This window comes from Dyadobacter sp. HNCC25DJ183 (assembly GCF_056895175.1).
The window spans coordinates 193,719-220,238 of sequence record NZ_JBXHAP010000007.1 but is presented as its reverse complement, the minus strand read 5'-3'; the positions used below and the strand labels follow the sequence as shown (position 1 = coordinate 220,238).

The window sequence follows — 26,520 nt, the reverse complement described above, 5'->3', positions numbered from 1 at the left end:
TCTTCCTAACAAATTCCGCAATTCAGGCTGTAAATCGCAAATCTCTGTCCTTTGGCTTACTTTTGCACCATGCGCTATTTTCTAGAATTTTCTTACCTCGGAACTGCCTATAATGGCTGGCAAAAGCAAAATAACGCGCTTGGCGTCCAGCAGGTACTGGAAGAAGCGCTGGCCAGGTTGTTCCGGACAACGGTTGAACTGACAGGCAGCAGCCGCACCGATACCGGCGTACATGCAGAACAACAATTCGCCCATTTTGATTTAAATAATCCCATTCCCGACCACGATCTTTTTATCTATAAGCTGAATGGTTTGATCCCGCGGGATATTGCTGTAAAAAATGTGTACGAAGTTGAAAGTGAGCTTAATTCACGCTTTGCTGCCACTTTCCGGAAATATGAATACCGCATTTCCCGCTCCAAAAACCCATTTCTGATCGGACAGGCCTATCTTCTCAAAGCAGACCTGAATGTGGATCTGATGAATGAAGCCGCTGCATTGCTGCTGCAACACAACGATTTTGAATGTTTCAGCAAGGTTCATACCAATGTGAATAACTTTCGCTGCACGATCACGCAGGCTGAATGGATAGTCGCACCTGATAGGCTGGTTTTTCATATTCAGGCCAACCGCTTTTTGCGCGGAATGGTACGTGCTGTCGTAGGAACCTTGCTGGAAGTGGGTAAGGGAAAGAAAACAGTTGCGGATTTTGAAGCGGTGATTTTGTCTAAAAACCGTAAAAATGCCGGAGCACAAGCTCCGGCAGAAGGATTGTTTCTAACCAGGGTAGGTTACCCCGAAGGTTTGTTCCAAATCAGATAGCAACCGGATCTTTGGTCTGCATATTATTGACCAGCCGCAGAATGCCCAGGGGGTTACTGTTTTTAAGTTCGTCGGGTAAAAGCGAGTCTGGCCAGTTCTGAAATGACTGCGGACGTACAAACCGCAAAATGGAATGCCGACCGACTGATGTGAACTTCGAATCAACAGTAGCAGGAAAAGGTCCGCCGTGATGCATTGACGGACAAACTTCCACACCGGTTGGTACCCCATTCATAATGAACCTTCCTGAAATCTTCGCCAGCTGTCTGACCAGTGCAGGGTAGGAGGCAGCCTCCGTTTCATCCGCCATTAAAGTGGCAGTAAGCTGGCCTTTGAGGTGTGATATCGCAGCAAGCAGCTCTTCGGTGTCTTTACAAATCACAAGCAGGGAAAACGGTCCGAAAACTTCTTCGTGTAGCTTTGGATTGGCGATGAATGCACTGCCGGAAACCTCAGCAATAGTCGCTTGTGCCTGGTTGCCAGCCGCATTGACATTTTCAGAAACAACCAGTTTGGATACATTTTCCTGTTCAAAAACCTCCTCACGCAGCTTATTGTAATTCTTGTAAATTCCTGCTGTCAGCATTGTAGCTGAGGTTGTATTTGCGATCTCGCTTTTATAAGACTCTCTGAATGCATCCAATCCGGCTGAGCTGGTCACGAAAACCAGACCGGGATTTGTACAAAACTGCCCCGCACCCAGACTGACAGATGCAGCCAGCGTTTTCCCGAGCTCCGTTGCATTGTGTTCCAGGTAACCCGGGAGTATTGCAATCGGATTTACACTTCCCATTTCTGCATAAACCGGAATAGGATCTTCCCGCTCCTGGGCTAGCTTGTGCAGCGCCATTCCACCTTTGAAAGAACCTGTAAAGCCGACTGCCTGCGTAACAGGATGCTTAACCAATGCAGCGCCGACTTCAAATCCGTCATCATACAACATTGAAAATACACCTTCCGGCATATTGGTTTTGCGTGCTGCTGAGATGATAGCCTGGGCCGTCAGGTCACTTACGCCCGGATGTGCCGCGTGCGCTTTCAGGATAACCGGATTTCCTGCTGCCAGCGCGGGGCCAACATCCACACCTGCTACCGAATACGCAAAAGGAAAGTTACTTGACCCGAATACAACAACGGGACCGATTGGTACCAGCATTTTACGCATATCCGGCTTCGGTACCGGCGTCCTGTCCGGCAATGCAGTATCAATGCTGGCTTCCACCCATGAACCTTCGCGCAGTAACTCGGCAAACTGGGTCAGCTGGTTGATCGTACGCGCCCGCTCACCTTGAAGTCTTGCTATTGGCAAGCCCGTTTCCAGATGAGCACGTTCCACCAACTGGTCGCCGAGCGCCGTTATTTCTTCCGTGATCGCGATCAGAAATGCGGCCCGGCTTTGTGCCGGTACTGCGGCATACTCAGCAAATGCACTTTCGGCAAGCGCCATTGTTCTCTCCACTTCTAATTCAGTGGCGCGATGAAAATGATCATCGAGGAATGAGTCGCTTGCGGGTATGTATGATTGAAATGTATGGTCACCTTCGGCTGAAAGTGTATAACCTATGAAGTTTTTACCTTGAATATCCATTGTTGAAATAAGAATATTGAAAATTGATAAACCCTTAAAACAGAAAAAATGTGCAAATCTCAGACCTGCACATTTTCGAAATGTCGTAAATAAGTAAGCTACACCAGTCGGCCGATGATATCATCGACTGAGATACCCTCCGCTTCTGCTTTGAAATTACGAATAATCCGGTGACGCAATACCGGCAATGCAACTGCTTTCACATCCTCAATATCAGGCGAATATTTACCCGATAACAATGCATTGCATTTAGCCGCCAGGATCAGAGCCTGCGAGGCCCGCGGTCCTGCGCCCCATTCGAGGTAATCGTTGGTATCTTTTACTGCCAAACCGGCGGCAGGTCTTGTTTTGTGCACCAGCTTTACTGCGTACTCAATTACATGGTCAGTGACAGGAACACGGCGGACGAGGTGTTGAAAATCCATGATCTCTTCGGCTGTAATTACCTTTTTGACCTGGTATCTGTTGTCCGTAGTTGTGTTTTTTACAATGTTGACCTCCTCCGCGTAAGAGGGGTAATCCAGCTGGATCATAAACATAAACCGGTCAAGCTGCGCTTCGGGAAGCGGGTAGGTACCTTCCTGCTCGATCGGGTTCTGGGTTGCCAATACGAAAAATGGCCTTTCCAGGTTATGCTTCACACCCGCGATCGTTACCGAGTATTCCTGCATGGCTTCCAGCAATGCAGATTGCGTTTTGGGCGGTGTCCGGTTGATCTCATCCGCAAGAATAATGTTGGCAAAAACCGGCCCTTTGATGAATTTGAAATTTCTGTTCTGGTCCAGCGTTTCGGATCCAAGAATATCCGAAGGCATTAAATCGGGTGTAAACTGAATACGGTTGAAGTTCAGGTCGAGCGAAGAAGCGATGGTTTGTATCAACAGTGTTTTTGCAAGTCCCGGCACTCCGACCAGCAGACAATGTCCCTGGCAGAAAATGGCAGTAAGAAGCCTTTTCACCACTTCATCCTGGCCGATAATTACATTACCAATCTCACTCCTGATTTTATCATAAGCTACTTTCATAGCTTCGGCAGCTTCTACGTCCGATGAATACTTCACAATATGCTGGATTAGATTTTTGAACTTCTGAACTGCATGGAAACGGATCTTTCGCTAAATATCATCACCGCTTGCCGCGAGACCAAGCACTTTACAATTTTTATATTCGGGCTCAATGCTGATAAATACATCGCCCTGCGCTTTCTTAAACCATTCTTCAAGCGCATTGTTCCGCTTGTTGCTTAACACAATCTGCGCGAGTTTTTCGTAATCATCGTGCAGGTTAGCTGTATGCGGCTCCGACTTGCTCTTATACCAGATAATGCGCATTGCGCTGCTGCCATCTTCGGTACGATAAGAAACCGGCTTGCTCAGGTCACCCACTGTCATGGTGTCGATCGCGAAATACAATGCAGGGTCCATAGAAGCGTCCAAAGTCAGTTTCGACAAACCTGTATTTCTGTCCTGGATCAAGCCGCCCGATTCAGCAGTCATTTTATCATCTGAATTGTCCAGCGCCGCTTTTGCAAACTTCAACGTATCAATCTGGATCAGGTTTCTAAGACTGTCAAGCGCGCGTACCGCCTGTGTCATATCTGTTCCTTTGTTGTAATCAGGGCGTAACAAAATGTGTCTTGCGCGATATTCAGCACCACGGGTCTCAACCATTTTGATCAGGTGGAAACCGTATTGGGATTCAATTGGCTCCGACATTTCGCCTGGTTTAAGTGCCAGCGCCGCACCTTCAAATTCAGGTACCATCGCACCGCGTTTGGCAAAACCAAGATCACCACCGTTTTTGGCCGATCCTAAATCTTCTGAATAGATCTGCGATAATGTAGCAAAGTCTTCGCCCTTTTCGGCTCTCTGTTTCAGTTCTACCAGCTGCTGGCGCAGTTTGTCCTTTTGCTCGCGGGTCACCGTTCCCAGTTTCACGATATGCCCGATCTCAACCTCCGATGGAATATAAGGAAGGCTGTCTTTTGGAATGGAATGGAAGAATTTGCGAACTTCATTCGGCGTAATTTTTACATTACCAGAAATCGTGCGCTGCATTTTTTCAACTACCTTCTGTTCCTTCACCTGCTGACGAAGTTCATTTTTGAGGTTATCAATGCTTTTTCCATAAGCTTCAACGATATTTTTCTCCGAACCGAAACGCTGGATCATGTAGCCCATTTTCGCATCCAGTTCACCGTCTACTTCTTTGTCGTCTACCAGTACTGAGTCAATCTCGGCTTTGGCAAGAAGCATTTTGTTGATAATCAATGATTCGAGCAGCTGGCATTTCTCCGGGGCAGTGCGCCCTTCGGCTTTGTACTGGTTGTACATATCTTCCAGCTCTGAGTTGAGAATGTAGTGGTTGTCCACTCTCGCAATTATTTTATCGAGGCTCACTCCCTGCTGACCTTGCCCATTGCTTTTCAAACTAACAAACAGCGCGAGAACCATGAGCAGCTGAGTGGCAATCAATCTATTTATTTTCATATGCTTAATTGTTCCTGTCGGATACGTGCGGGTTTTTTAATGTAATATGTTTTTGTAAATGCTAAAATACGCTTAACGCTTAATTTTATCTAATTCTTCTGCGTTGACTTTCACCGGAAACTCTTGCTGGAGTCTTGAAACCCATTGCTTTTCCAGCTCTTTCTGGTAGTCATTAATCACAGTTCCGCGTGCTTCTGCAAATGTTTTCGGCCTCGCCAGCTCGATTTTCCTGATATTGATCCAGGTAACTGTATTTGCCTCCTGCTTTGTCTGCTCGCCTGGTTCCCATTTAAACCTGGTCAAAAGCTTGTTGTCACGGGTAAAATATCCTTCGTCGATGTTAACGACAGGCTGAGTGTCAGAATTATATACTTTTTCCACATCTTTCACAGACTGGCTGTAAAACTGAAATGCAACCCTGCGGTTCCGTTCTGCTTCGGCAGATTGCCTGAAAGACCCGTAGTCTTTTTCTATGATACGCAGAATGGGGATGTTTTGTGAATTCAGATACTTGATAACATTTCTGATCCGGGCGGCAGATGTCATTTCCGACTCTTCTGATGAGCGGTAACCTGCGATTTCGACTACGTAGTCCGGATTTTTCTGCATAATGATTGCCAGTTCTTCCAGTGAAGCGGTTTCTTGTTCGTCAATAGTTGAAGAACCAGCCTGGAATAGTATCTCGCGCGATTTTCTTTCGAGCTTATAGGGACTCACGGCGAGTGTCCTGCGGATTGCATTGACAGTCTGCGTGTCTTTTGCTGCGATAATGGTTGCCAGAGCACGGTCAGGATAGTTATAGCGGGATTTATTCTGTTCGTAAAACCGCATTTGGCCGACTGAATCAGAAAGCGACCGCTGCCACACATTCTCTTCCATCATTTGCGAAAGCAGCACACCTTCCCTGATCTCGTTCATCAAGCTCCTGAACTCGGGATTGGTTTCTTCCAAATGTGCTTTCTCATATTCAGTCAGGCATTCAGAGAGGTAATCGTTGTAATATCTTCTGAACACCACAGCCACAGACGCGTCTTTCGGTTTGCGCACCTGGCGTTTTTTAATGTAATCCAGGAAGGAAAGTGCGTCGTAGGGTTGTTGTTCTATTTTAAATAAAGTAGTGGTTGACCAATCCTTGCTCACTGCCCTGAGGTAGTCCCATTTGCCCGTAAGGATGCTGCTATCCTGTAAAGTGGCTACTTCCTTCCATTGTTCCGGAAATTCCTGGATCGCGTACTTTTCTCTTAGACGCTTTGCATTTGCAGCTTCAATCACCTTTCCGCGTGAATCTGTAACCACTTTTTTCCGGAGGGCAGGTGCCATTACCGCCAATGTTTCGATCGGCCTTTTTTCGATCAGTTTGATAATGTGCCAGCCGTACATGGTTTGTACCGGTTTGGAATAATCATTTGGCCGGGTGAGCGCAAATGCAGCTTCTTCAATCTCCGGTACCATTTCGCCAATCCCAAACATTGGGAGTAGCCCATTGTTTTTTCTGGATTGTTTGTCGTCCGAATAACTTTCCACCACATCCTGCCACTGTTCACCATCCTGCAATAGCTTGTAAGCCTCTTCAATGCGCGTTTTTGCCGACTGCTTCTGCGTCGCGCTGGCTGTGGTATCTGCCTGCGTCATGATATGCGCGATCCGGATCATACCTCGGTTCGCGCGTTTGTCAGTCAGCTTGATCAGGTGGTAACCTGCTTTGGTGCGCACGGGTTGAGAAACGCGGCCAACTGAAAGGTTATAAGCAGCAGTTTCAATCGGGTAAAGTGTCTGAAATGCAGTGAAGTAGCCCAGGTCTCCCTTGTTTTTCTTCGCCGACGGATCTTTTGAGAATTTGGCGGCCATATCTCCGAAGTCGGTACCTTCTTCGAGGCGGCCCCTCAATGCAATGGCGGCGCGGTAAGCTTCCAGCGTATCGGCAGGAGCGGCATCTTCTGAAACCCCAATCAAAATATGGGAAGCGCGGAGCTCCTGTTTCAGACGTGTATAAGCTTCGTTAGTCAGCTTTTCCACCAGTTCTTTATCAACCAGGTGGTTCTTCGCAAGCTGGTCACGGTAAGATGCAATTTCTTCTTTATAGTCCTGGATCGTATCCCGGCCTTCTTTCTTCGCTTCCAGTACCTTGATTTTGGCATCCGTGTAAAGGGCAAGGTATTCTTTCGGGCTTAGCTCTTTGGTCGAGTCGGAAGCGTACAGGTTCTTGTTATATGCATCCTGGTATTCGGCAAGTGAAAATTGTTCTTCTCCTATTTTCAGCAATGGTTGCTCCCGAACTGTTGTTTGTTGCGGAGGGGTGGAGGTTTTACAGGAAAGTATTGTAAAAAGGGACGTTATAGTAATATAGGAAGTTGCTCTAAGCATATGTTGTCGATTCGTAATCTCGCGGATGTTGCTGCTTTATTTAACCTGATTCGTATTCAAATATTGTAAAGCCGGCAAAGTTAGACGCTTTCAGTTCTTGACAAAATTATCGCCGCAACCGATGTGATTTGTTCCATTTGATTTCCACAGCTGACTTATTGTGATATGGCAAATTCACCCCAGGTTACTTACTTCACAGGTGTACCTGAATTATTAAAAAAGTTTATTTATCGGGCATTTTGCACTTAGGCCGGAATTGTTGTTTGTATAACTGCATAAACCCATTTGCAAACGTTTTCAGGCATACATTTTTTGCAATTCGGGCATGGTCAAATTACAGGGCGTTATGGAGAATGTTGGGGACAATAACTTCGTTCCAATAATCAGGGCATTATGGAATGAACAAAAGAACAGAGAACTGCTTTACTTGGAAGCTTTGAAAAAAGACAGCATGGGGAATTTCCGTAAGCTGCTGAGCCAGGGGCACGTGAGTGCTGTACTCTTTCAGAAGGAAATCCGGGCCATTTACGATTATTTCAAATGCTTCCTGACAGACAAAGAATTGGGCGATACCAACCAAATCGCCTCTCTGGCTTCGCTGCAATCGCTGGAAAACGCAAAAGCGCCCTGCGAAGTAGCCAGCTGCCTGAAAAAGATAGAATCTGCTACTTTGCAATTGTATAAGTCGCTCCGCTCACACCTCGATCGTGAAGCAGAAGCTGTGCAGGTTTTAGACGAGCACCTGAGCAGGATCTCCGAGTTTTACGAGGTTTTGTGTAAACTGGAAGGAAGCGGTACCAGCAGAAAGCCGGTATCTTATACAGCCGCTGCCTGATTTCAGGCTTCATACAGTTCTATCGGCAGATCGTCCGGATCTGCAAAAAATGTAAACTTCCTGCCGGTAAATTCATCCGTTCTTACCGGCTCAGGAAAAATCCCTTTCGCATTCAATTCTCCTATTGCGGCTTCTACGTTATCTACTTTAAATGCGATATGCCTCAATCCGGTCGACTCCGGCCGGGACGGGCGTTTGGGAGGATCGGGAAAGGAAAAGAGCTCAATGCAATACAGACCATTAAGGGAAAGATCAAACTTATAAGACTTCCGCTCGGCCCGCAGCACCTCACGGTCAATTTTAAATCCCAGAATTTCCGTATAAAATTGCTTTGACCGCTCATAATCTGAGCAGATAATAGCGATATGGTGTATTCCCTGTAATTGGAGCATAATGGTAGGTTAATGTAGATGCAAATATTACAAACATTAAATCTTAATGAATAGCTTCTTCTTGTACATCCAGTACAAAATCCACCATTCGAAAAACAGGATTACAGTGCCACTCACCAACGACCTTAATCCTTCTCCAAAAATCAGGTCATAGTGTGGGCTGATGTGGATCCGGAAAGATTGATCTATAAAACTGTCGATGGTATGCGCAAGAATGTAAGCTGCGATAGAGTTTGTTCCGATTACGAGTAAAAACAGGAATTTGGAACTGTTCGTTTTCACATCTACAATATAATAGAATGCCGCAAGCAGCAGAAAGCACCAGCCGCCGCTGAACAAAGTCCACGAAGGTGTCCAGATCCTTTTCACGATCGGGTTAATGCCGCCAAAGTTCAGGATTAATGCGAGGACGAGCAGGATAATGCCTCCTGTAATGCATCGTTTGATAAACCAGCTTGGAGAAGCGGCCGTTTTAAGCCATTTACCCGCGATTAAACCCAGGATCATCGTTCCAAGCGTAGGGATAAAGCTTAAAGTACTATATCCGCCTCCATTGTACCGGAATGCTTTTTCACGTGGGAAGAGGTTCATAAACCAGCGGTCGAAGTCCCAGGCAAAATTGGTGTTTTTGTTCCAGTGCGCTGCGAAGCCTCTCAGATTATGCTCCCAATCGGCAGTGGTACCTGTTTCAGCCCAGTCGAAACCAGGTCCGGGTACGGGATACAATGCAAAAGCGAGAAAGTATAAAAACAGGACCGCACCCAAGGCAGTCCATTGAATGCGTTCCGTGGTGAATGCGAGTGCGAAAAGGAAAGGATAGCCAAGACCGATCTGGGTAAGTGTATCTTCAAAAGTGAAATTGGTCTGCTGGGCATGCATCGAACGCAGAAATATTCCCAACAAGATCAGGATCAGCGAGCGGCGAATGGTGTGGTACCACATGACCGAAGTGCTTTGCTCCCTGCTCGCGCGGCTTGCGATCGAGTAGGGTAGTGCCACACCCACCAGGAATGAAAAGGAGGGCTGGATTAAATCATGCAAAGAACATCCCACCCAGGGAACGTGACTCTGGTGAAATGCGAGGAAAGACCAGAAGCCGCTATCGGGAAATGCTTCCGAGATCTGTTCCAGTCGCAGCACTTCGGCCATCATCAGGAACATAACAAAGCCACGGTAGGCGTCAACAGACGAAACCCGCTGTACTGGTGCAATTGCAGAATCTTTCAAGGGATCGGGGGTTAGGGTTGGTATATAAAGAAAAAACCCCGCTGGATTTACCTGGCGGGGTTTTCGCAACAAGAAACTACTTGCTATACATTCATTTTCTTCAACTCCTTTACTGCATGATCGGCAGCTCTCGCGGTCATCGCCATATAAGTAAGCGACGGGTTCACGCAAGATGCAGATGTCATAAACGCGCCGTCAGTAACATATACATTTTCTGCACCCCATATCTGGTTGTGCTTGTTAAGTACTGAGGTTTTCGGATCGTTACCCATTCTCGCAGTTCCCATTTCGTGAATACCGATTCCAGGGTGTTTCGATTCGTCGTTATAAGGAACAACGTTCTTCAAGCCAGCTGCTTCCAGCATTTCGGCAGCGTCGTTCATCATATCTTTGCGCATTTTGGATTCGTTTTCTCCGTATGCTGCATCGAATACCACGACAGGAAGTCCCCATTTATCTTTCTTGGTCGGGTGCAATGTAAACCTGTTTTTCTCATTCGGTATCATTTCACCGAACCCGCCCAGGTTCATGCTCCACGCACCTGGCTCTGACAATTGCTTTTTAAAGTCAGCCCCGAATCCGTCGGTATTAACCCCGCGTCCCCAGCTTTCGCGGCTTGCGCCTCCCTGGTAGCCAAAGCCTCTGATATAGTCACGTTTGTCATCGCCCCAGTTCCGGTAACGTGGAATGTAAATCCCGTTTGCACGGCGGCCAAAGTAATATTTGTCTTCAAAGCCCGGCATATCGCCACGCGCTCCAACAGCTAGGTGGTGGTCCATTATATTCCGGCCCAACTGGTCGCTTTCATTCCCAAGTCCATTCGGGAAGCGTTTTGATTTTGAGTTCATCAAAATGGACGCGGAAGCAATCGCAGATGCATTCAGGAAGATGATCTTGGCGAAGTATTCTTTTGTTTCGAGCGTGTTCTGGTTGATTACCCTCACGCCTGTCACTTTGCCCACCTTGTCATCGAAGATCACTTCTGAAACAATGGAGTCAGGTACCAGCGTCAGGTTACCTGTTTTTTGCGCAGCAGGTAAAGTTGCTGATTGTGTACTGAAATAGGCTCCGTATGGACAGCCACGCATACACATATTCCGGAACTGGCAGGCAGCCCGGCCGAGCTCCGTGTGGAAACTCTGAGGCTGGGTAAGGTGCGCGGCGCGTCCCATAATAATATGACGTCCCGCAAATTTCTTCTCCACTTCACCTTTTACGTGTTTCTCAACGCAGTTCATTTGCATCGGCGGCAGGAAGTTACCATCCGGCAATACATCCAGTCCATCACGCGAACCGCTGATACCCGCAAATTTCTCTACGTAATCATACCAGGGCGCTATATCCGAATAGCGGATCGGCCAGTCAACCGAAATTCCATCTTTTGCATTTGCCTCGAAGTCCATTGGATTAAGGCGGTAGCTCTGGCGTCCCCACAACAGCGAGCGGCCTCCCACGTGGTACGCACGGATCCAGTCGAACTTGCGTGTTTCTTCGTAAGGGTTTTCCTTATCGTTTTCAAACAGGTACCGGTGCTCTTCGTTGGCTGTGTAGCCTGTCCGCATTCCGGCCCAGTATTCTTCTTTTGCTACGGTAGTTACCCTGCCGCGGTGTTCCAGTTCCCAGGGAGCAAGAGTAGCTGTTTTATAATCAGTAATATGCTTGATATCCCGGCCTCTTTCCAGCATCAAAACCTTCAATCCTTTTTCTGTCAGTTCCTTTGCTGCCCATCCGCCGCTTATTCCCGAGCCTACCACAATTGCATCGTATGTGGCCTGCTTTGTTGCTTTTAAGTTTAGATTCATAGTGAATATGTCAATAACAATTTTGGAAAAGGCACGCATGCCTGTATTCGATTTCCTTGTGGCTTACATTGCCCAGTTCTTCTGTCCCGGTTTCAGGTCAATGCAGCCGTCATATCTTCCCGGAACTGCCACATATTCCAGCGCCATTGTTGCGCCTGGCTCAGATGTGAAGTAGCCCAGCAAGGTAAGTTCTTTCATAAGCCGGAAAAACGGTACACCTGCGTCACTATACTCTTTGCCTGCTTCCGTATATTTTTTCTTTTCTTCCGGAGTTCTTTCGTCCGCTTTCTTGTCGGCAGCAGCGAGTTCTTCTTTTGCAGACTTCTCCATTTCAGTCAGGATTGCCGTTTGCTCTTGCGGCGAAGCTTTCATGAAGTCTTTCTTCTCTAATTGTTCAAGACCTTTATTGAAGCTCTCCTGATCATTTGTAGCGTAGCAATCTTTCAGCATTTTTTCGATGAATTCACCCACTTTCGCATCCTTCGCACCGGGAGTATCGGTTTTTGGAATGATTATTTCAGCTACCTCAGACACAAGTGCCTGCCTTTCGGGGGAAAACGGGAACGTAAGTGCAGAAGAAGTTTCGTTGGCCGATTTACATCCTTCTAGAAAAGCGATCAGGGTAGGAGCCGAGAGTGTTCCACCCATCAGCAGCGCCACCCGGCCAAGGGCATCACGTCTATTCATTTGATTTACTTAAATGTGAGTTAACAATCCAAAATGTAATAATACATTTGATTAATGCAATTTTAAACAATTCGACTAATTTAAGGAATATTCTAAAATCAAGCTTGTTAGAACAATTCTATATTGCAGAACAGGCTGGTAGAATACTGATTTACACTGTTTTTAGCGCGATTAAAAAACAATTAAACTTCCTGGTGAAGAGCCGGAGTGGTCAAATGCGTGATAAAAACGGTTTAAAGTACCATTAAATTGCAGCCGCGGATATCAGAATTGTCAAACCGGCCCATGACATTGAACCTGCCCGCAATCTCCTCAAACCGACCTAAATCCTGCGTTTCAATGAACGAACAGGTATCCAGGTTGGCAAGGTCAATCACATTGATCCCGCTTGTCTTTGAGATACCGACATTGTGATCATAAATGGCAAAAGGATCGTTGATATCCCGGAGCAGAATGCGCATCGTGCGACCAGGCACAAAGGATCCGTTGCCGCTGGAATATCCCTGGGAAAGCAGCTCGGTCATGCCATATTCAGAATGAATGTTGTCGACGCCGAACCCGCGTTTAAGTACATCGTGCACTTCTTCCCTCAGCATTTCACGCCGGCGCCCTTTCATTCCGCCTGTGTCCATAACAGTTACCTTACCGCTTTTTCCAATAAATTGAAGGTCGTTGTTACTCTCCGCAAGATCCAGTAACGCGAATGTTACGCCGAGCAGAAGAATACGTTTTTTATCCGGGTTATTGATCAGACTGTGAAGTACTTGCAGCATTTCTGCTGTATTGTTCAGGTAAAATCCGGAATAGGGTGAGCCGCTTTTCTCAATAAAATGTTGCATCATATACACGAGCGAAGAGTTGTTTCGTTCAAGGTATGATGGTAGCAGGGCGAGGATATGGAACTGGTTCAGGTCACCATAATTATCCTGAAATATCTGTTCGGAAACATCTTTATAGAGCTGCTCGTCGTACAAATCATGGCGGCTGGTTTCCTGCCCGGTGGTACCGCTGCTTCGGAATGTAATATTCGCTTTGGATACCAACCCTGTGCGGACAATATGTGTCTTAAAAAACTGAATGGGCAGGAACGGGATCTGAGTCAGCTTGCTTACCTCGTCAATATGAACGTTAAGAAGCTTGACATACTGGCTGTAAACAGGATTGTGAAGTGCCTGGTAACGAAATACCTGCAATGCAACTTGCTCAAAATCTGAGGGGTTTAAATGCAGTACCTGCTGCCTCAAACCCAGCCTGATTTCGGTAACCGTTTTATTGTTTTGAATTTTCAATACTGTTACTTTCGTAGGATACAAGTACAAAGTTAAAAATAGAAGTAATATGAAACTGAAAGTTTCCCTGTTCCTCTTTCTTGCTGTCTGGTCTGCCGGCTGCGTGGACATACCTGATTTTGGCGATACCCCGGTTATATATTTCAATGGAATTACGCAGGACATTCAGATCGATACAGTGTCCGGTCGGGAACAGAAAACAGAGGTGGTCACCGTTACCCTCGACTTTGAAGACGGCGACGGCGATTTAGGTGCATCCTCTGACGATGTGCAGAAGCCTGATTTTACTTCGGCTTATGAGAAAGTACCAGGCTGGGGAGTACCTGCCAATTATGAGCTCGTAACCATGGTTCAGAACAAAGACAGCAGCTGGTCGGAGCGAATTATGGAGGGAGATAGTTTCAAATTTTTCCCGCTGCTGAAACCGGACGGAAAGCCGGGCCCGATTAAAGGCAAGCTGGACCTGAAAATCCCATTCCGTTACCTTGGAAGTGCAGTACCTACGAAAGTGCGGTTTAAAGTGAGGATCATTGACCGTGCTTTTCACATCAGTAACCAGCTTGAAATTAAGCCGGAGGACGCAGTTACCGTGCCAGTTTACCTCTGAGATTTTAAAAGATAATCCATTTTATAAACGCCGGCTCATTCTATGATGCTGGCGTTTAATATGATACGGAATGTGGTTCCCTTGCCTATTTCAGAGTTCTTGACGAAAAGCTTGCCGGAGTGATAATTTTCGATGATCCGTTTGGCAAGTGTCAGTCCAAGTCCCCAGCCACGCTTTTTGGTACTGAATCCGGGATTGAAGATTTTGTTCATATTCGCTTTGCTCATCCCTTTTCCCGTATCGGCTATATCAATCCAGATCTCATCGTTATTGGGCGGCGCCTGTAAGCTCACATTGATTTCGCCTATCCCGCTCATTGCGTCCACTGCATTTTTGCAGATATTCTCTACCACCCATTCAAACAAGTTTTTGTTCAAAAGCGCAGTTTGCTCTGCTGCAAGCTGATTGTCAACCGTGAATTTGACTTTGGAAGAAACCCTTTTTTCAAGATAGTTGATGAAGTTAGAGACGATTTCAGCAATCGGCTCATCCTTTAATGTCGGGACAGATCCGATGTTTGAAAAACGCGTAGTGATCATTTCCAGGCGGATCACATCCTTCTCAATTTCTTCCGCAATGGAAGGATCAATCGACGGATCGCTGCGAAAGTACTCTACCCAAGCCATCAGCGAGGAGAGTGGCGTTCCGAGCTGGTGTGCCGTTTCTTTCGCTAACCCCACCCAAACGCGGTTCTGCTCCGCCTTCCGCGCCGAACTGAATGCGAGATAAGCCAGGTAGCCGATCAGCAGCATTACCGAAAGCTGCAGGAAGGGATAATACCTGAGCTGGGTCAGCAAAAATGAATTACTATAATAAATGTAGCCGGTGCGCCCTTTGCCCAGTTCAACGGGAATGGGAGGATGTTCAAGCTTCATCACGCTCAGCTTGTCCTGAATAATCCTTTCCCGCTCCTGCAAGCTCATGTTTTTGGGAAAATCAATATTCATGGTACGATCCGGCGAGGTCAGGTTATTTTCGTCGAGATAAATGGCAGGTATCTGGTAAAAATTAACCGCATCCTGGATAACCTGATAAACCACATTGAAATTTTCGTCCAGCGGACTGTTCACCACATATCTCAATGCCTCTGCATAAAGCTGAACTTCACGCTCCTCGCGCTGTTCAAGCTCTTCCACCAGCTTGTCGGTGTAAAACAGCGAACTGATACTTAAAACCAGCAAAATGACGCCAATCAGGTATTTATATGTGCTTTTTTGATCATACGTATCCATCAGCGATCGCCTTAGCCGCTGACTGTTCAATATCGCTGCGGGATGCAGCCGGAAACGGGGTTTTCGCTTGGAAGTTGGACTGATCATTCAGTATCGGGCACGCGCAGGCGGATATTTATGTTGTGGTGTACAAATAACGCAAAATATTTAAGCTTAGTGGATTCGCTGACCGTAATGTTGGGTCTCTGTGTCAGTTATAAAGCTGATTTTAATCATGTTTTTTACTGTCAAAGCAGGGTAACTAGCATAAGATTTCAGACATTTATTTAAATGCTTTCTAAATAAACTGTCGGTCACCCTTTCGTTTTTCAATTGAAATTTTGCGCCGTACTTTTGTGTATTGAATTAGACAAAGTGATGTATAATCAGTTCAAATTAATAAGTTTATCACATCGGAACGCTCCTCTCGCAATTAGAGAACAGCTGGCATTGAACGAGGCGGAAGCGAAGAGCATTATGCTTCGTCTAAAAGATTTCTTCGATGTCACTGATGTCTTAGCCGTCTCCACCTGTAACCGCACCGAAATTTATTATTCTTCCCAAACCGATCTGAATGAGGATATTATCAAGCTCCTTCTGATCGAAAAAGGAATTACCGATACCGAAATCTTCAAATCGTACTTCGAAAGTTTTTCTGACGGCGAGCAAGCTGTTCAGCATTTATTTCAGGTAGCGACTGGTCTGCAATCGCAGGTAGTAGGGGATATGCAAATCCCGAACCAGATCAAGCATGCATATCAATGGTCTGCCGACCTGAATATGGCGGGGCCGTTTTTGCACAGATTGCTTCACACGATCTTCTTTGCCAACAAGCGCGTAGCGCAGGAGACTTTTTTCCGCGATGGCGCAGCTTCTGTTTCTTATGCAGCTGTTGAAATGCTGGAAGGTCTGATGCCAAATCCGAAGATATTGATCGTGGGATTAGGCGAGATCGGAACGGACGTTTGCAGGAACCTGGCGCAGAATAAGGATGCAGATATCACATTGATCAACCGTACCAGAAGCAAAGCCGATGTATTGGGCGGCGAGTTGGGTTTCCGGGTTGCCGATTTCTCAGATATTGAAGCGGAAATTTCAAGAGCAGATATCATCGTTTCTTCTATTGCCCGCAACGAACCATTTTTTACAAAGGAGATGATGGTCCGTTTGCGCGGAATGTCATTTAAATATTTTATTGATCTTTCAGTTCCAAGAAGCGTTTCGCCGGAAGTAGAAGAGATCCCCGGCGTAATGCTTTATACCATTGATTCAATCCGTTCGAAAGCGGATGAAGCTTTGCACCGCAGGCTCTCGGCTGTGCCGCATGTTCGTGAGATCATTGACGAGGCAGTGATAGAATTTAATGACTGGTCGCGTGAAATGGTTGTTTCACCTACTATCCAAAAGCTGAAAGGCGCACTGGAACAGATCAGGAAAGAAGAACTGACCCGTTTTACCAAAAATTTAAGTGACTCGGAACTGGAAAAAGTAGAAAGGATTACATCCAGTATGATGCAGAAGATCCTGAAACTGCCGGTACTACAACTGAAAGCTGCGTGCAAAAGAGGCGAAGCCGAAACGTTGATCGACGTGCTGAATGATCTCTTTAATCTCGAAAAAGTAAAGTCGGATCATTGATCCTCCCATACCAATAAAAAAGCTCCCGGAAATAAAATCCGGGAGCTTTTTTATTATCAGCCAAAAATAAAGAGAGGATGACACTGTCACCCTCTCTATGTATTACCTTACCCTCCACAATAATTAATTGTATCCTTTGATCTGCTGTTTTGAACAGCCTTGTCAGCAATTTTTGAATGAACCCACAGTGTTTCAAACCACATTCAAGCACTCGTTTCCGTCGATTCACAACTATTTACGACACGGATTATTCTTTAGATCATTGAGGAGAAAAAAATTTTAAACTTTTTTATTTCTTTCCTGACCGCTTGATCGGGCGGCCATATTTCTGCATTTTTTCTTTTGCGTGGTCGCGCCGAATGTTCACCTTTTTGTTCTTCGCGAGCTTCTCATGGAACGCAGGTCCGACATTCTCATTTCTCGGATTTTTCACAAGAATATCCTTCATGAAGATCTTCGGCTCTTCGTCGGGAGTCAGTATGTCAGAAATTTTCAGATTTTCCGGCAGCGGCAGCATGGGGATCTTGAACTCCATCAGTTCCTCTATCTCTTCCTGAAACGGTTTTTCCCTTTCCGTTATGAATGAGATCGCGACACCCTTTCTATCTGCCCGTCCCGTTCTTCCGATCCGGTGAATGTAGTTCTCGGGCGCTTCGGGGATATCAAAATTGAAAACATGAGATACTTCCGCAACATCAATACCGCGCGCAACAATGTCTGTCGCGATCAGGATGCGGTAAGTGCCGTCGTGAAACTGTCGCATTGTATTAAACCGGTGGTTTTGCTCCTTATTCGAGTGAATAACCCCGATTTTATTCAGGTACCCCAGTTCAAGTTGTCCGTAAAGCTGATCAGCAAGCTTTTTTGTAGCAACGAAAATCAGCACTTTGCTCATTTCCTCGTGCTCGTCCAGCAGCAGGTCCAGCAGGTTTACCTTTGTGTAAAAGTTGGGAACTTCATAAGCTTGCTGTTCGATATTATCCAGCGGAGTACCAGCCGGAGCTGCTTCCACGCGCACGGGATTGTTGAAATAAGCTTCCATCAGCTGCTCCACCTCCTGCGAGAGTGTCGCAGAGAAAAGAAGATTTTGTCTTCTTTGCGGCAGGAGATCGAGGATATTTTTAAGCTGCGTGCGAAAGCCGAGGTTCAGCATTTCGTCTACCTCATCAATAACAAGCTTTTTGATGTTCTTTGTCTTGAGAGAGCCATTCAATGCAAGATCAAACAAGCGCCCGGGGGTAGCTACCACCACATCTGCGCCATTGTGCAGTTCCGCCATTTGCACCTTGATATTCCCGCCTCCGTATACACCCACTACTTCAAGCGTGAGGTAAGCGCTTATTTTTTTTACTTCTTCCACAACCTGCACGACCAGCTCTCTGGTCGGCACCAAAATCAGCAGTTGCGGTAATCTGTCTTTGGAATATTCGATCTGGCGAAGGGTAGGCAACAGATAGGCGACTGTTTTTCCCGTTCCCGTCTGCGCAATGCCGCAAACATCTTTTCCGGACATCATGACCGGAAATACCTTGTGCTGAATAGTAGTAGGAGTAGTATAACCCGCATCAGCAACTGCCTTTAATAGCGGCTTGGTGAGGTTTAAATCTTCAAATGTCATCATGCAATTCAAATTGAAGTGCAAAGTTACGCCTTAATCCGTGTTATGCGGCGTAATTGCAGCTCGGGCAGCATGGTTTGTGTACAACCATGCCCACCAGATCAGTACAAATTGCAGTGGAAGCCGTAGTAACGCGATCCACAAGTGGCTGTTTTGTTGTTGCTGATAATCCATTGCCATTTTGATGTTGGCCGGAAAAACGGCGATCAGCAGCAGGATAATCAGCCAGGCAGCTGCATTTCTGGTTTTGGGATACAAAAGCATTGACCCAAATGCAAATTCACAAATACTGCTGATGTACACGATTGCGAGCGGAGCTGGCAGGAACTCCGGAACAATGCCGAGGAACAGCTCAGCTTTAACAAAATGCATGACACCTGCAAAGATGTAAACAAAGGCCATGGCGTAAAGGGAGAAGTTCCTGATTTTCATATATATCAAAGTTAACCGGGGTTTTTGTGAGACGGCTTTGCCCGACTATGCGGATTCGGGAGCGTGTGCTCACAGCGGCGCTGATAAATAAATAAAGGGCAGACTCAGCTGAGTTGCCCTTCTTTCTATCTGAAATAGTGTGTTATCTATTTTTTAATAGTGTGCTTTCTATTTTGATAGTGTGCTTTCTTAATTTTTGATAGTGTGCTTGTTATCCAGCAATAGTGTGCTTTCGATCGAATTTAGTGTGCTTACCGGGTTCTAAGGCGACCTGTGTTCCTGTCGTAAGTTCCCAACGGGAAGCTTAGGCCTGTGTTAATACCCCAGTTATTGTTCTTGATGTTTGAATTGTCCAGTCTGGTAAGATCCAGCAGGCCGAATCCGTAGCGTGCGTCAAAGTTTAACCAGATTTTTTGCGCCAATCTGATATTAAGTCCTGCGCCAACTGCACCACCCAAGTCGAAGACGCTGTAATTCCGGTTGTTGGAATCACCATTGATGTTGTTTCCGTTTTTATCACGGGCCGAAGTCATAAAGTTGAGGGTAGGACCCAGGAAGATTTTCGGTCTTACCACGTCACCATATTTTCCAAAGAAGAAAGTTGCCAGCAATGGAGCCTGGATATAGTTAAGGTTGATCTCGTTACGCTTGCTGTCTGTCTGTGCCCCAAGTTGAGTAAAAAGCAGCTGTCCGCTGAATCCAAATCCTGTTTCAGAACTGTAGTTGTAAAAACCACCAATGGTCAGTCCGGGCTTCCAGTTTGTGTTTGAAATATCTCCACGGAGATTAGCAATGGAAACTCCTGCAATTGGTCCGATAGAAACGTTCTCCTGAGCTTGTGCCTGTTGGCTACATACTAATGCGACCAGTAACAGAATAATACAATTTTTCATGTGAATGTGTTTTGAAAAGCAATATAGCTGTAATCTGAAAAATGTGTACCAGGAGTCTCAATGCGATCTTCGGGTAGCTAAATAGCTACAATGTCTACCAAAAGGTGGTATTTGTATAATTATATTAGGAAAATAAACGTGGTAACCGGGGAAATTCATCTACAAGTGTATACGTTTCCCTCAATGCTGCTAGCGCGGTTGATTGCCGGCGTTATTGCCGAGCTTTTGAAGCAGGTAGTAGAGCGGAGCGCCGCCGAGGAACAGGCCCCAGCCAACCAGCGCCGAGCCTGGGTCGGTGTAGATTACATTGGCAGCTGTGATGAGCAGGAATGTGACAAATAATGCTGGAAGTACCGGATATCCCCATATTTTGAAACCTTTATGAGGATCATTCTTGCCAGCCTGTTTTCGAAAAACAAAAAGGGTAGCTGCTGCACTGGCGAGCGCGATGCTGTCTACGGACATCACGTAGTTGACGATCTGCTCGAAAGTATCGAGCACCCACAGCGACAGGAGCGTAGTCACGATCAGAAACGTAAGGGCAAATTCCTGAACCTGGGTTTTCGGGTTTACTTTCTTGAATACAAATGGTAATATGTTATCATCCGCCAGCGCATAGTAAACCCGCGGCAGCGACAGCATGGTCGCATTGATAAAGCCCAAAACGGAAAGGAAAATGGCAAGTGAGAAGAATACCTTGCCCCAATGACCGAAAAGTGCGTTGGCTACATCCGCGGCGATCAGGCTGGAATTACTGAGACCTTCGTAACCGAGCACATGGTAGTAGGTGTAGTTCAATGCGAGGTATAGCCCAAGAATCAGGAACATACCCAGGAAAATACCTCTTGGCGTGTTACGCACAGGATCTTTAATGTCGGCACCGAAGTTAAGCGTCTGCTGATAACCCCCGAACGTGTAAAATACGGCAATCAGACTGGCGCCAAATGCAGATAACCAGTTTGCTCCCGGATTAAGGTCAGGAGCTGTACCCGCAGTTCCATTTGAGCTGGAGTAGAAAATACCCGCGCACAAAGCCAGCATCATGATAATTTTCAGGCTACTCAGTACATTCTGGGTTCGGGAACCGGATTTGACCCCCAGCATATTGATTGCATAAAAAAATAGCAACGTAATAATCGCAGTACCCAGAATCCCTTTTTGTCCGTGTGCAAATGCAGGTAACAAAGGATTAATGTACTCTGAGCCAATCAATGCGACCCCTGCCATTCCGGCTCCGTAGGTAAGAACGATCACCCAGTTGATCATAAATGCATAAAGCGGGTGAAAGGCAGTTGAGATCAGCTTGTAAAAACCGCCTGGAAAATGGTGCCTGCTGCCGATCTCGGCAAATACAAATGCACCGATCAGACTGACAATCCCACCTGCAATCCACGCCGAAAAGAATATCTCCGGACTGCCAGCCTGTTTGGCGACAATGGCTGGTGTCCTGAAAATGCCTATCCCGATTACAAGGCTGATCACGATCATGCCCAGATCGAAAATGCCGATCTGCGGGCGGATTTTTTCTGGGGGTTCAGGCATCGGTGCTGGTTAGAGATTTAATTCCTGGTAGGAGATCATCAATATAGCAATTACAGCCAGAACGAGCCCCCATTTGTTTAAAGAATTCAGTCTCTCCCGGTAAATCAGCCAGGCTGCTGCCGAGGATACCAGCATACTTAGAATGTTGTAGATCGGGAAAACAAAGGCTGCACTGTTGCCGAAGGAAGCCAATGCAAGCAGGAGAAAATAGAGCGACAGGAAATTGGGTACACCCAGGATCAAGCCACCCACGACGCTCCGCAGGTGTAGCCGCTGTTTGTAAGCCACCGAACGATAAATGAGAATGGAAGTGCCGACCAGTATTGCGCCTGTACAGGCTATGATCATGAAAACAGTGGTTTGCCCGGGCTCGTAATAGCGTACCGATAAATAGTTGATAAGTGTATTATTGGTGCCGGAAGCCAGGAAAGTAAGCACCGGCAAAACCCATAGTCCGGCAGAAATACCGGAGATACCGGTCGCTTCTGTACCTGATTTTTCCTTTACACCTGTTTTCTGAATGGCGCCGAGGGCGAGGGCTGCAAGTGCAACCAGCAACCCGCCGTAATTGATAGCAGTAAATTCCTTGTTGTTGTTTTTAAATACAAAAAGACCAAAAAGTACCGGGATGACCAGCGACATATTCCCTGCCAGGGAAGTAGCGGTAACACTTACCTTCTGCGCGGTTAATCCGATGAGCATGAATGCAGTTACAAACATGGTTCCCAATGCGAGCGTAAGCAGTATTCCCGGGGAAGTCCATTCAATTTGTCTGAAAACGGCAAGGTCGGGTGTGAGCAGCAGGCCGGTGAGCACACAGGCGTAATAATTGAAAACCACCGCATGAAAAGAATCCACCTGGTACTTCGGAAATGCCCGCATGATCAGGTAGAGCGCTACGGTGAAAACCACCGCCAGTATGAAGTAGAACATTGCTGATCTTATTGTTTTGCAAGCAGTTCGTCAATCACTCTCGCGTAGTGTTCATATTCAAGCGCATGCACTTTGGTCGCCACATCATCTGCGGTATCTGTCGGCGCTACCTCGCAGGTGGCCTGGAATATGATGTTGCCCTCGTCGTAATGCTCATTTACATAATGAATGGTTATGCCCGATTCTCGCTCGCCTGCATTCACAACAGCTTCGTGCACAAACTGCCCGTACATTCCCTTTCCGCCATATTTGGGGAGCAAAGCGGGATGAATATTGACGATTTTATCAGGAAATGCATTGACGAGACCCGGAGGTACCAGCATCATAAATCCGGCAAGTACCACAAGGTCAATGCGTTCATTTTCTAGTATCTGGGGTATTTTTCCGGTTTGGTAAAACGTTCTTTTATCAAAAAAAACAACAGGTATCTGTAAGCTGCACGCCCGTTTAATTACCCCGGCCATAGGGTTATTGGTAAATATCAGGGAAACTTCTACATCTGCCCTTTCCGAGAAGTACTCACTGATCTTCTCTGCATTTGTTCCTGAGCCGGAGGCAAAAATGGCTATTCTTTTCATTAGGTTAGGTTAAAGGTGGATATCGATGAGATGGAAAGCGGGATCGCCGGGACAAAACTAAAAAAGAACGGCTAACGAAAGTTCCGAAAGCCGTTCTTTACAAAGAGCAGTTGTGAAAAAGTCAGTATATTTTAGTCAATTCGCTGTATCCCATTAACTTTCCTTTCCTGTAAGTTTCTGTTTTCAAATCCCAGATCACGCCCGGCGTCCGGTAAGAGATCGTTTGCATATCTACTTTGATCGGAAAGCCCATGACCATTTGCACATTCATATCCGCATTGATCTTGTAAGCGTCAAAGGTACCTGCGGGCACAGTCAGCTTTTCCTGGGCTGTCACCGTCCTGTTCCTGATCGCCATATTAAAGGTAACGGGCATCGCGGTTGATTTTCCTTCTCCTTTTACCGAGGCATCTTTCCATTTATCGCCGACACTGTATTTGGACGGATATTCAATGTTGTCGTACGTAAATTTCATGTCCATTCCCTGGAACGATTTCATCTGCTCCTGGCTCACAAGCGCACTGGCGTCCATTACCATTACGTTTCCGTCACATTTCATCTCGTAGCTGTTTTTCAATTGCGATTGTCCTTTGTTGTTGAAAGATTCCATATCGATATTAAAAACAGTGAATGCGCCGTCTTTGCTCACTTTTGCAACCTTATAGATGATTTTGCCAATCGATTTGCCCTTCGCATCGAAGTTGTCCATCTCAAATCCTGAGCCTTCCTTTAATGTAAACCCGGCGCAGTCCTGGGCTGACGCAGGCAGGAGAAATGTAGCAATGAGGCAGCATGCAAGTAATAAGTACCTTTTCATAGTTTTCGGTTATAAAGATTTGATTAACAACGAATACCTAAATATACTCGGAAGCAGGCTGCCTGGATGCAGGCATACAAAAATTTGATTAAAGGGGATACTATGCCCAGATCATCGTCAGTAATCCAAGCAGCATAATGATCTTGCATAAGCTGCTGATTTCCTTAAAATCCTTCCGGGTATCGGCCCGCGAGAGCTTGAATGCGAGATAAAGAATGGGCAGGAGCAGCAGTATGAATAGCAGCACAAGCAGGCTGTTGTTCAGTACCCTCGCCATTGCAAATAGCGTGAATACAAAAAGGATCAGCACTACATACAGGAAATTCCTGGTGCGCGGAATGCCCCAGATGATCGGCAGCGTGCGGCAACCGTGCGCTTCGTCTCCTTTGATATCCTCCATATCCTTGGCTACTTCCCTTACGAGCGATATAAAAAATGAAAAAACGGAGTAAATCAGCACGAGGTGCCGGTTGGCAGGGAAATGTACCGTCAGGATCAGGAGCGACATCGCTGTCAGCAGCGAAACAATGAAGTTACCGATAAACGGCGCCCGCTTGAACCGCTCCGAATAAAACCACAGGAGCGTAATGGAAAACACATTGATGATAAAAATGTACGGGCTCACCGCCAGTCCGAGTACCGCGCCGAGCACATTCAGTATCTGGTGCGCACCGATCGCCCAGCGCCTTTTCAGGTACCGCCCCACCACCACGCGCTCGGGTTTGTTGACGATATCTATTTTAATATCAAAGTAATCATTGATGATATAGCCCGCAGCGGCAATGCAAACCGTCGAGAGAGACAGCAGAAAAAGATCCGGGTCCGCTATAATGGACCGCCATTCACTTCTCGGCCCGATGAGCAAAATCCGTGTGAGGTACTGCGTAAGCGCAACTATAACCAGATTAGTGGAGCGAACCAGCCGCGCACTTCCTGCGATGTAATCCCGTAATCTGATTTTGGACCTGACCGACACATTAATGCAGGTTAACGCTGAAAAGAAGGTTTAGACGATAAAATTATCATTTTAAAGCATTAACGACAATTCTTAACTTCTTTATCCATTTGTGGGATAAAAATCAATGATTTGTTGTTAGCTCAAATGAAAACCTGCCTGGCAATAAATTGGGCCGGGAGGAAATAACTTTTCTACGAACATTATGAAAATCGGTATCGTGTGCTATCCAACCTTCGGAGGAAGCGGTGTGGTAGCTACCGAACTAGGTAAAGCACTGGCGAAAGCTGGTCACCAGGTTCATTTTATTACTTATTCTCAACCACAAAGACTCGATTTCTTCAATGAGAACCTCTATTATCACGAAGTAAATATACCTGCCTACCCGTTGTTCCAGTACCCGCCTTACGAGTCGGCGCTTTCGAGTGAAATGGTACACGTGGTGCAGAATGCCGGCCTCGATCTGCTGCACGTACATTACGCAATCCCGCACGCATCGTCCGCCTACCTCGCCAAACAGATACTCGCCCAGCAGGGAATCCACATTCCGGTGATTACAACTTTGCACGGAACCGATATTACATTGGTCGGTAAAGATGAGTCTTACGAGCCGGTAGTGACATTCAGCATTAACCAGTCCGACGGTATCACAGCTGTTTCAGAATCTTTGAAACGCGATACATACAGCCACTTCAACATTACCAAAGACATTGAAGTAATTCCAAACTTCATTGATCTTGACCGTTTTAACAGACAAAAGAAAGATCATTTCAAACTTGCGATCTGTCCCAACAATGAAAAGCTGATCGTCCATACATCCAATTTCAGGAAAGTGAAGCGGATTGACGACGTGATTATGATTTTCGAAAAACTGCGAAAACTGCTTCCAAGCAAATTGCTGCTCGTAGGCGACGGTCCCGATCGTGCGCGCATTGAGCGGCTCTGCAAAGACCTTGATATGTTGTCGGATATCCGCTTTCTGGGTAAGCTCGATGCGATTGAAGAAGTGCTGTCCGTGGCAGATCTGTTTTTAATGCCTTCCGAATCTGAAAGCTTCGGTCTGGCTGCACTGGAAGCGCTGGCGTGTGAGGTACCTTTGATCACTTCCAATGCAGGCGGACTGCCGGAACTGAACCTGCACGGAGTAACCGGATTCCTGAGTAATGTAGGCGATGTAGACGATATGGTAAAACACGCGGCATACATTTTGAGCGATGATAACCTGCCGACATTCAAAGCCAATGCGCTTGCCCGCGCGAAAGAATTTGATGTAGCCAAAATATTGCCGCATTACGAATCTTACTACGAAAGGGTAGTGGAAAACAGCAAGGCAGTGGCGATTTAGGATTGGGAAATAAGAACCCGTTTATACCAGTTACTGACCTTTCCACAGGCGTAGAGCCGCATTCGTTAGGATTTTCCCTATATTAGTGTGCTATTTTACTTAGGTTTGCGTTATACAGAGAAGAAAACTTTTGAAAAATGAAACTGGTATTTAATATAATTCTCATATTCCTGCTGCTACTGGCGTTTGTTCCTTTTTTTAGAAATTTCATCTTCCATTTACTTGTCGGAAGGAAGTTGGTGAAAGAGCAGGAGAAAATTTTCCGGGCGCAACAAAGGCAACAGCAACAAAGAGCACAAGGTGGCGTCAAAGTGGATAATGTACCACCGGATGCCAATCAATCTTCAAGATTCCAGGGCGGCGAGTATGTCGATTATGAAGAAGTGAAATAATCTTAAATAGCTTATAAATAAAAACCGGCGCTTTTCAGTGCCGGTTTTTTGTTTTTCAAATGAT

Annotated in this window: 24 protein-coding genes; 6 read left to right on the top strand and 18 right to left on the bottom strand. The window is 46.3% G+C overall.

The window, feature by feature from the left end; genetic code table 11:
- Nucleotides 1-69: 69 nt before the first annotated feature.
- Complete coding sequence (gene truA, locus AC1XTG_RS18820; protein ID WP_056285089.1) at nt 70-822, top strand: tRNA pseudouridine(38-40) synthase TruA; 753 nt, start codon at nt 70-72, stop codon at nt 820-822.
- Here the strand turns inward: truA and AC1XTG_RS18815 are convergent.
- The 4 genes from AC1XTG_RS18815 to AC1XTG_RS18800 form a co-directional block, all read right to left on the bottom strand.
- A complete protein-coding gene (locus AC1XTG_RS18815; protein WP_484843012.1) occupies nt 815-2,410 on the bottom strand; it encodes an aldehyde dehydrogenase (NADP(+)) in 1,596 nt (531 codons plus the stop codon). The two genes, truA and AC1XTG_RS18815, sit on opposite strands and share 8 nt — an antisense overlap.
- A gap of 98 nt (nt 2,411-2,508) precedes the next feature.
- The gene (locus AC1XTG_RS18810) at nt 2,509-3,471 is read right to left on the bottom strand and encodes an AAA family ATPase (RefSeq protein WP_484843011.1); all 963 of its coding nucleotides are present in this window, start codon (nt 3,469-3,471) and stop codon (nt 2,509-2,511) included.
- Between the two features lie 54 nt (nt 3,472-3,525).
- Nucleotides 3,526-4,893 carry a peptidylprolyl isomerase gene (locus AC1XTG_RS18805; RefSeq protein ID WP_056286456.1) on the bottom strand — a complete coding sequence of 456 codons (1,368 nt, stop codon included), beginning with the start codon at nt 4,891-4,893 and terminating at the stop codon, nt 3,526-3,528.
- 78 nt (nt 4,894-4,971) lie between these two features.
- Complete coding sequence (locus AC1XTG_RS18800; RefSeq protein WP_484843010.1) at nt 4,972-7,263, bottom strand: peptidylprolyl isomerase; 2,292 nt, start codon at nt 7,261-7,263, stop codon at nt 4,972-4,974.
- A gap of 346 nt (nt 7,264-7,609) precedes the next feature.
- Between AC1XTG_RS18800 and AC1XTG_RS18795 the strand changes: the two genes are divergently transcribed.
- Nucleotides 7,610-8,098 (top strand): hypothetical protein, encoded by a 489-nt coding sequence (locus AC1XTG_RS18795; RefSeq protein WP_056286453.1) that lies wholly within the window; start codon nt 7,610-7,612, stop codon nt 8,096-8,098.
- Between the two features lie 2 nt (nt 8,099-8,100).
- Here the strand turns inward: AC1XTG_RS18795 and gloA2 are convergent, their stop codons facing one another.
- The 5 genes from gloA2 to AC1XTG_RS18770 form a co-directional block, all read right to left on the bottom strand.
- On the bottom strand, nt 8,101-8,490 hold the full coding sequence (gloA2, locus tag AC1XTG_RS18790) for an SMU1112c/YaeR family gloxylase I-like metalloprotein (RefSeq protein WP_484843009.1): 390 nt from the start codon (nt 8,488-8,490) through the stop codon (nt 8,101-8,103).
- 36 nt (nt 8,491-8,526) lie between these two features.
- A complete protein-coding gene (locus tag AC1XTG_RS18785) occupies nt 8,527-9,717 on the bottom strand; it encodes an acyltransferase family protein (protein ID WP_484843008.1) in 1,191 nt (396 codons plus the stop codon).
- An 83-nt stretch (nt 9,718-9,800) separates the two neighbouring features.
- Nucleotides 9,801-11,519 (bottom strand): GMC oxidoreductase, encoded by a 1,719-nt coding sequence (locus tag AC1XTG_RS18780; RefSeq protein WP_484843007.1) that lies wholly within the window; start codon nt 11,517-11,519, stop codon nt 9,801-9,803.
- Nucleotides 11,520-11,582: 63 nt separating this feature from the next.
- On the bottom strand, nt 11,583-12,206 hold the full coding sequence (locus AC1XTG_RS18775; protein ID WP_484843006.1) for a gluconate 2-dehydrogenase subunit 3 family protein: 624 nt from the start codon (nt 12,204-12,206) through the stop codon (nt 11,583-11,585).
- A 233-nt stretch (nt 12,207-12,439) separates the two neighbouring features.
- Nucleotides 12,440-13,495: an acyl transferase gene (locus AC1XTG_RS18770; RefSeq protein ID WP_484843005.1), complete on the bottom strand. Its 1,056-nt coding sequence runs from the start codon at nt 13,493-13,495 to the stop codon at nt 12,440-12,442.
- A 49-nt stretch (nt 13,496-13,544) separates the two neighbouring features.
- Here AC1XTG_RS18770 and AC1XTG_RS18765 point away from each other — a divergent pair, with 49 nt between their 5' ends.
- Nucleotides 13,545-14,102: a hypothetical protein gene (locus AC1XTG_RS18765; RefSeq protein WP_056285069.1), complete on the top strand. Its 558-nt coding sequence runs from the start codon at nt 13,545-13,547 to the stop codon at nt 14,100-14,102.
- A gap of 35 nt (nt 14,103-14,137) precedes the next feature.
- Here the strand turns inward: AC1XTG_RS18765 and AC1XTG_RS18760 are convergent, their stop codons facing one another.
- Nucleotides 14,138-15,421, bottom strand: a complete 1,284-nt coding sequence (locus tag AC1XTG_RS18760; protein WP_484843004.1) for a sensor histidine kinase — start codon at nt 15,419-15,421, stop codon at nt 14,138-14,140.
- A 270-nt stretch (nt 15,422-15,691) separates the two neighbouring features.
- On the opposite strand from AC1XTG_RS18760, the gene hemA reads away from it, so the two are divergent.
- Complete coding sequence (gene hemA / locus AC1XTG_RS18755) at nt 15,692-16,951, top strand: glutamyl-tRNA reductase (RefSeq protein ID WP_056285064.1); 1,260 nt, start codon at nt 15,692-15,694, stop codon at nt 16,949-16,951.
- Between the two features lie 289 nt (nt 16,952-17,240).
- Here the strand turns inward: hemA and AC1XTG_RS18750 are convergent, their stop codons facing one another.
- From AC1XTG_RS18750 to AC1XTG_RS18715, 8 genes are all read right to left on the bottom strand, one after another.
- Nucleotides 17,241-18,569, bottom strand: coding sequence for a DEAD/DEAH box helicase (locus AC1XTG_RS18750; protein WP_056285060.1), 1,329 nt, complete (start codon nt 18,567-18,569; stop codon nt 17,241-17,243).
- A gap of 33 nt (nt 18,570-18,602) precedes the next feature.
- Nucleotides 18,603-19,001: a DoxX family protein gene (locus tag AC1XTG_RS18745; RefSeq protein ID WP_484843003.1), complete on the bottom strand. Its 399-nt coding sequence runs from the start codon at nt 18,999-19,001 to the stop codon at nt 18,603-18,605.
- Between the two features lie 251 nt (nt 19,002-19,252).
- Nucleotides 19,253-19,894, bottom strand: a complete 642-nt coding sequence (locus tag AC1XTG_RS18740) for a porin family protein (protein ID WP_484843002.1) — start codon at nt 19,892-19,894, stop codon at nt 19,253-19,255.
- A 189-nt stretch (nt 19,895-20,083) separates the two neighbouring features.
- Nucleotides 20,084-21,436 carry an APC family permease gene (locus tag AC1XTG_RS18735; protein ID WP_484843001.1) on the bottom strand — a complete coding sequence of 451 codons (1,353 nt, stop codon included), beginning with the start codon at nt 21,434-21,436 and terminating at the stop codon, nt 20,084-20,086.
- Nucleotides 21,437-21,445: 9 nt separating this feature from the next.
- Nucleotides 21,446-22,369, bottom strand: a complete 924-nt coding sequence (locus AC1XTG_RS18730) for a hypothetical protein (RefSeq protein ID WP_056285048.1) — start codon at nt 22,367-22,369, stop codon at nt 21,446-21,448.
- An 8-nt stretch (nt 22,370-22,377) separates the two neighbouring features.
- A complete protein-coding gene (gene purN / locus AC1XTG_RS18725) occupies nt 22,378-22,947 on the bottom strand; it encodes a phosphoribosylglycinamide formyltransferase (protein WP_484843000.1) in 570 nt (189 codons plus the stop codon).
- A 121-nt stretch (nt 22,948-23,068) separates the two neighbouring features.
- On the bottom strand, nt 23,069-23,764 hold the full coding sequence (locus AC1XTG_RS18720) for a TapB family protein (RefSeq protein WP_484842999.1): 696 nt from the start codon (nt 23,762-23,764) through the stop codon (nt 23,069-23,071).
- A gap of 100 nt (nt 23,765-23,864) precedes the next feature.
- Nucleotides 23,865-24,746: a geranylgeranylglycerol-phosphate geranylgeranyltransferase gene (locus AC1XTG_RS18715; protein WP_056285038.1), complete on the bottom strand. Its 882-nt coding sequence runs from the start codon at nt 24,744-24,746 to the stop codon at nt 23,865-23,867.
- A gap of 178 nt (nt 24,747-24,924) precedes the next feature.
- Here AC1XTG_RS18715 and bshA point away from each other — a divergent pair, with 178 nt between their 5' ends.
- Complete coding sequence (gene bshA / locus AC1XTG_RS18710) at nt 24,925-26,064, top strand: N-acetyl-alpha-D-glucosaminyl L-malate synthase BshA (protein ID WP_056285035.1); 1,140 nt, start codon at nt 24,925-24,927, stop codon at nt 26,062-26,064.
- 137 nt (nt 26,065-26,201) lie between these two features.
- Entirely contained in the window at nt 26,202-26,456 is a 255-nt protein-coding gene (locus AC1XTG_RS18705; protein WP_056285032.1) for a DUF4834 family protein, read from the top strand.
- The last annotated feature ends 64 nt before the right edge of the window (nt 26,457-26,520 follow it).

Coding starts and splice junctions, on each gene's coding strand:
- truA (WP_056285089.1), top strand. CDS start 70: ATGCGCTATTTTCTAGAATTTTCTTACCTCGGAACTGCCTATAATGGC.
- AC1XTG_RS18815 (WP_484843012.1), bottom strand. CDS start 2,410: ATGGATATTCAAGGTAAAAACTTCATAGGTTATACACTTTCAGCCGAA.
- AC1XTG_RS18800 (WP_484843010.1), bottom strand. CDS start 7,263: ATGCTTAGAGCAACTTCCTATATTACTATAACGTCCCTTTTTACAATA.
- AC1XTG_RS18795 (WP_056286453.1), top strand. CDS start 7,610: ATGGAGAATGTTGGGGACAATAACTTCGTTCCAATAATCAGGGCATTA.
- gloA2 (WP_484843009.1), bottom strand. CDS start 8,490: ATGCTCCAATTACAGGGAATACACCATATCGCTATTATCTGCTCAGAT.
- AC1XTG_RS18780 (WP_484843007.1), bottom strand. CDS start 11,519: ATGAATCTAAACTTAAAAGCAACAAAGCAGGCCACATACGATGCAATT.
- AC1XTG_RS18775 (WP_484843006.1), bottom strand. CDS start 12,206: ATGAATAGACGTGATGCCCTTGGCCGGGTGGCGCTGCTGATGGGTGGA.
- AC1XTG_RS18765 (WP_056285069.1), top strand. CDS start 13,545: ATGAAACTGAAAGTTTCCCTGTTCCTCTTTCTTGCTGTCTGGTCTGCC.
- AC1XTG_RS18760 (WP_484843004.1), bottom strand. CDS start 15,421: ATGATCAGTCCAACTTCCAAGCGAAAACCCCGTTTCCGGCTGCATCCC.
- hemA (WP_056285064.1), top strand. CDS start 15,692: ATGTATAATCAGTTCAAATTAATAAGTTTATCACATCGGAACGCTCCT.
- AC1XTG_RS18750 (WP_056285060.1), bottom strand. CDS start 18,569: ATGACATTTGAAGATTTAAACCTCACCAAGCCGCTATTAAAGGCAGTT.
- AC1XTG_RS18745 (WP_484843003.1), bottom strand. CDS start 19,001: ATGAAAATCAGGAACTTCTCCCTTTACGCCATGGCCTTTGTTTACATC.
- AC1XTG_RS18740 (WP_484843002.1), bottom strand. CDS start 19,894: ATGAAAAATTGTATTATTCTGTTACTGGTCGCATTAGTATGTAGCCAA.
- AC1XTG_RS18735 (WP_484843001.1), bottom strand. CDS start 21,436: ATGCCTGAACCCCCAGAAAAAATCCGCCCGCAGATCGGCATTTTCGAT.
- AC1XTG_RS18730 (WP_056285048.1), bottom strand. CDS start 22,369: ATGTTCTACTTCATACTGGCGGTGGTTTTCACCGTAGCGCTCTACCTG.
- purN (WP_484843000.1), bottom strand. CDS start 22,947: ATGAAAAGAATAGCCATTTTTGCCTCCGGCTCAGGAACAAATGCAGAG.
- AC1XTG_RS18720 (WP_484842999.1), bottom strand. CDS start 23,764: ATGAAAAGGTACTTATTACTTGCATGCTGCCTCATTGCTACATTTCTC.
- bshA (WP_056285035.1), top strand. CDS start 24,925: ATGAAAATCGGTATCGTGTGCTATCCAACCTTCGGAGGAAGCGGTGTG.
- AC1XTG_RS18705 (WP_056285032.1), top strand. CDS start 26,202: ATGAAACTGGTATTTAATATAATTCTCATATTCCTGCTGCTACTGGCG.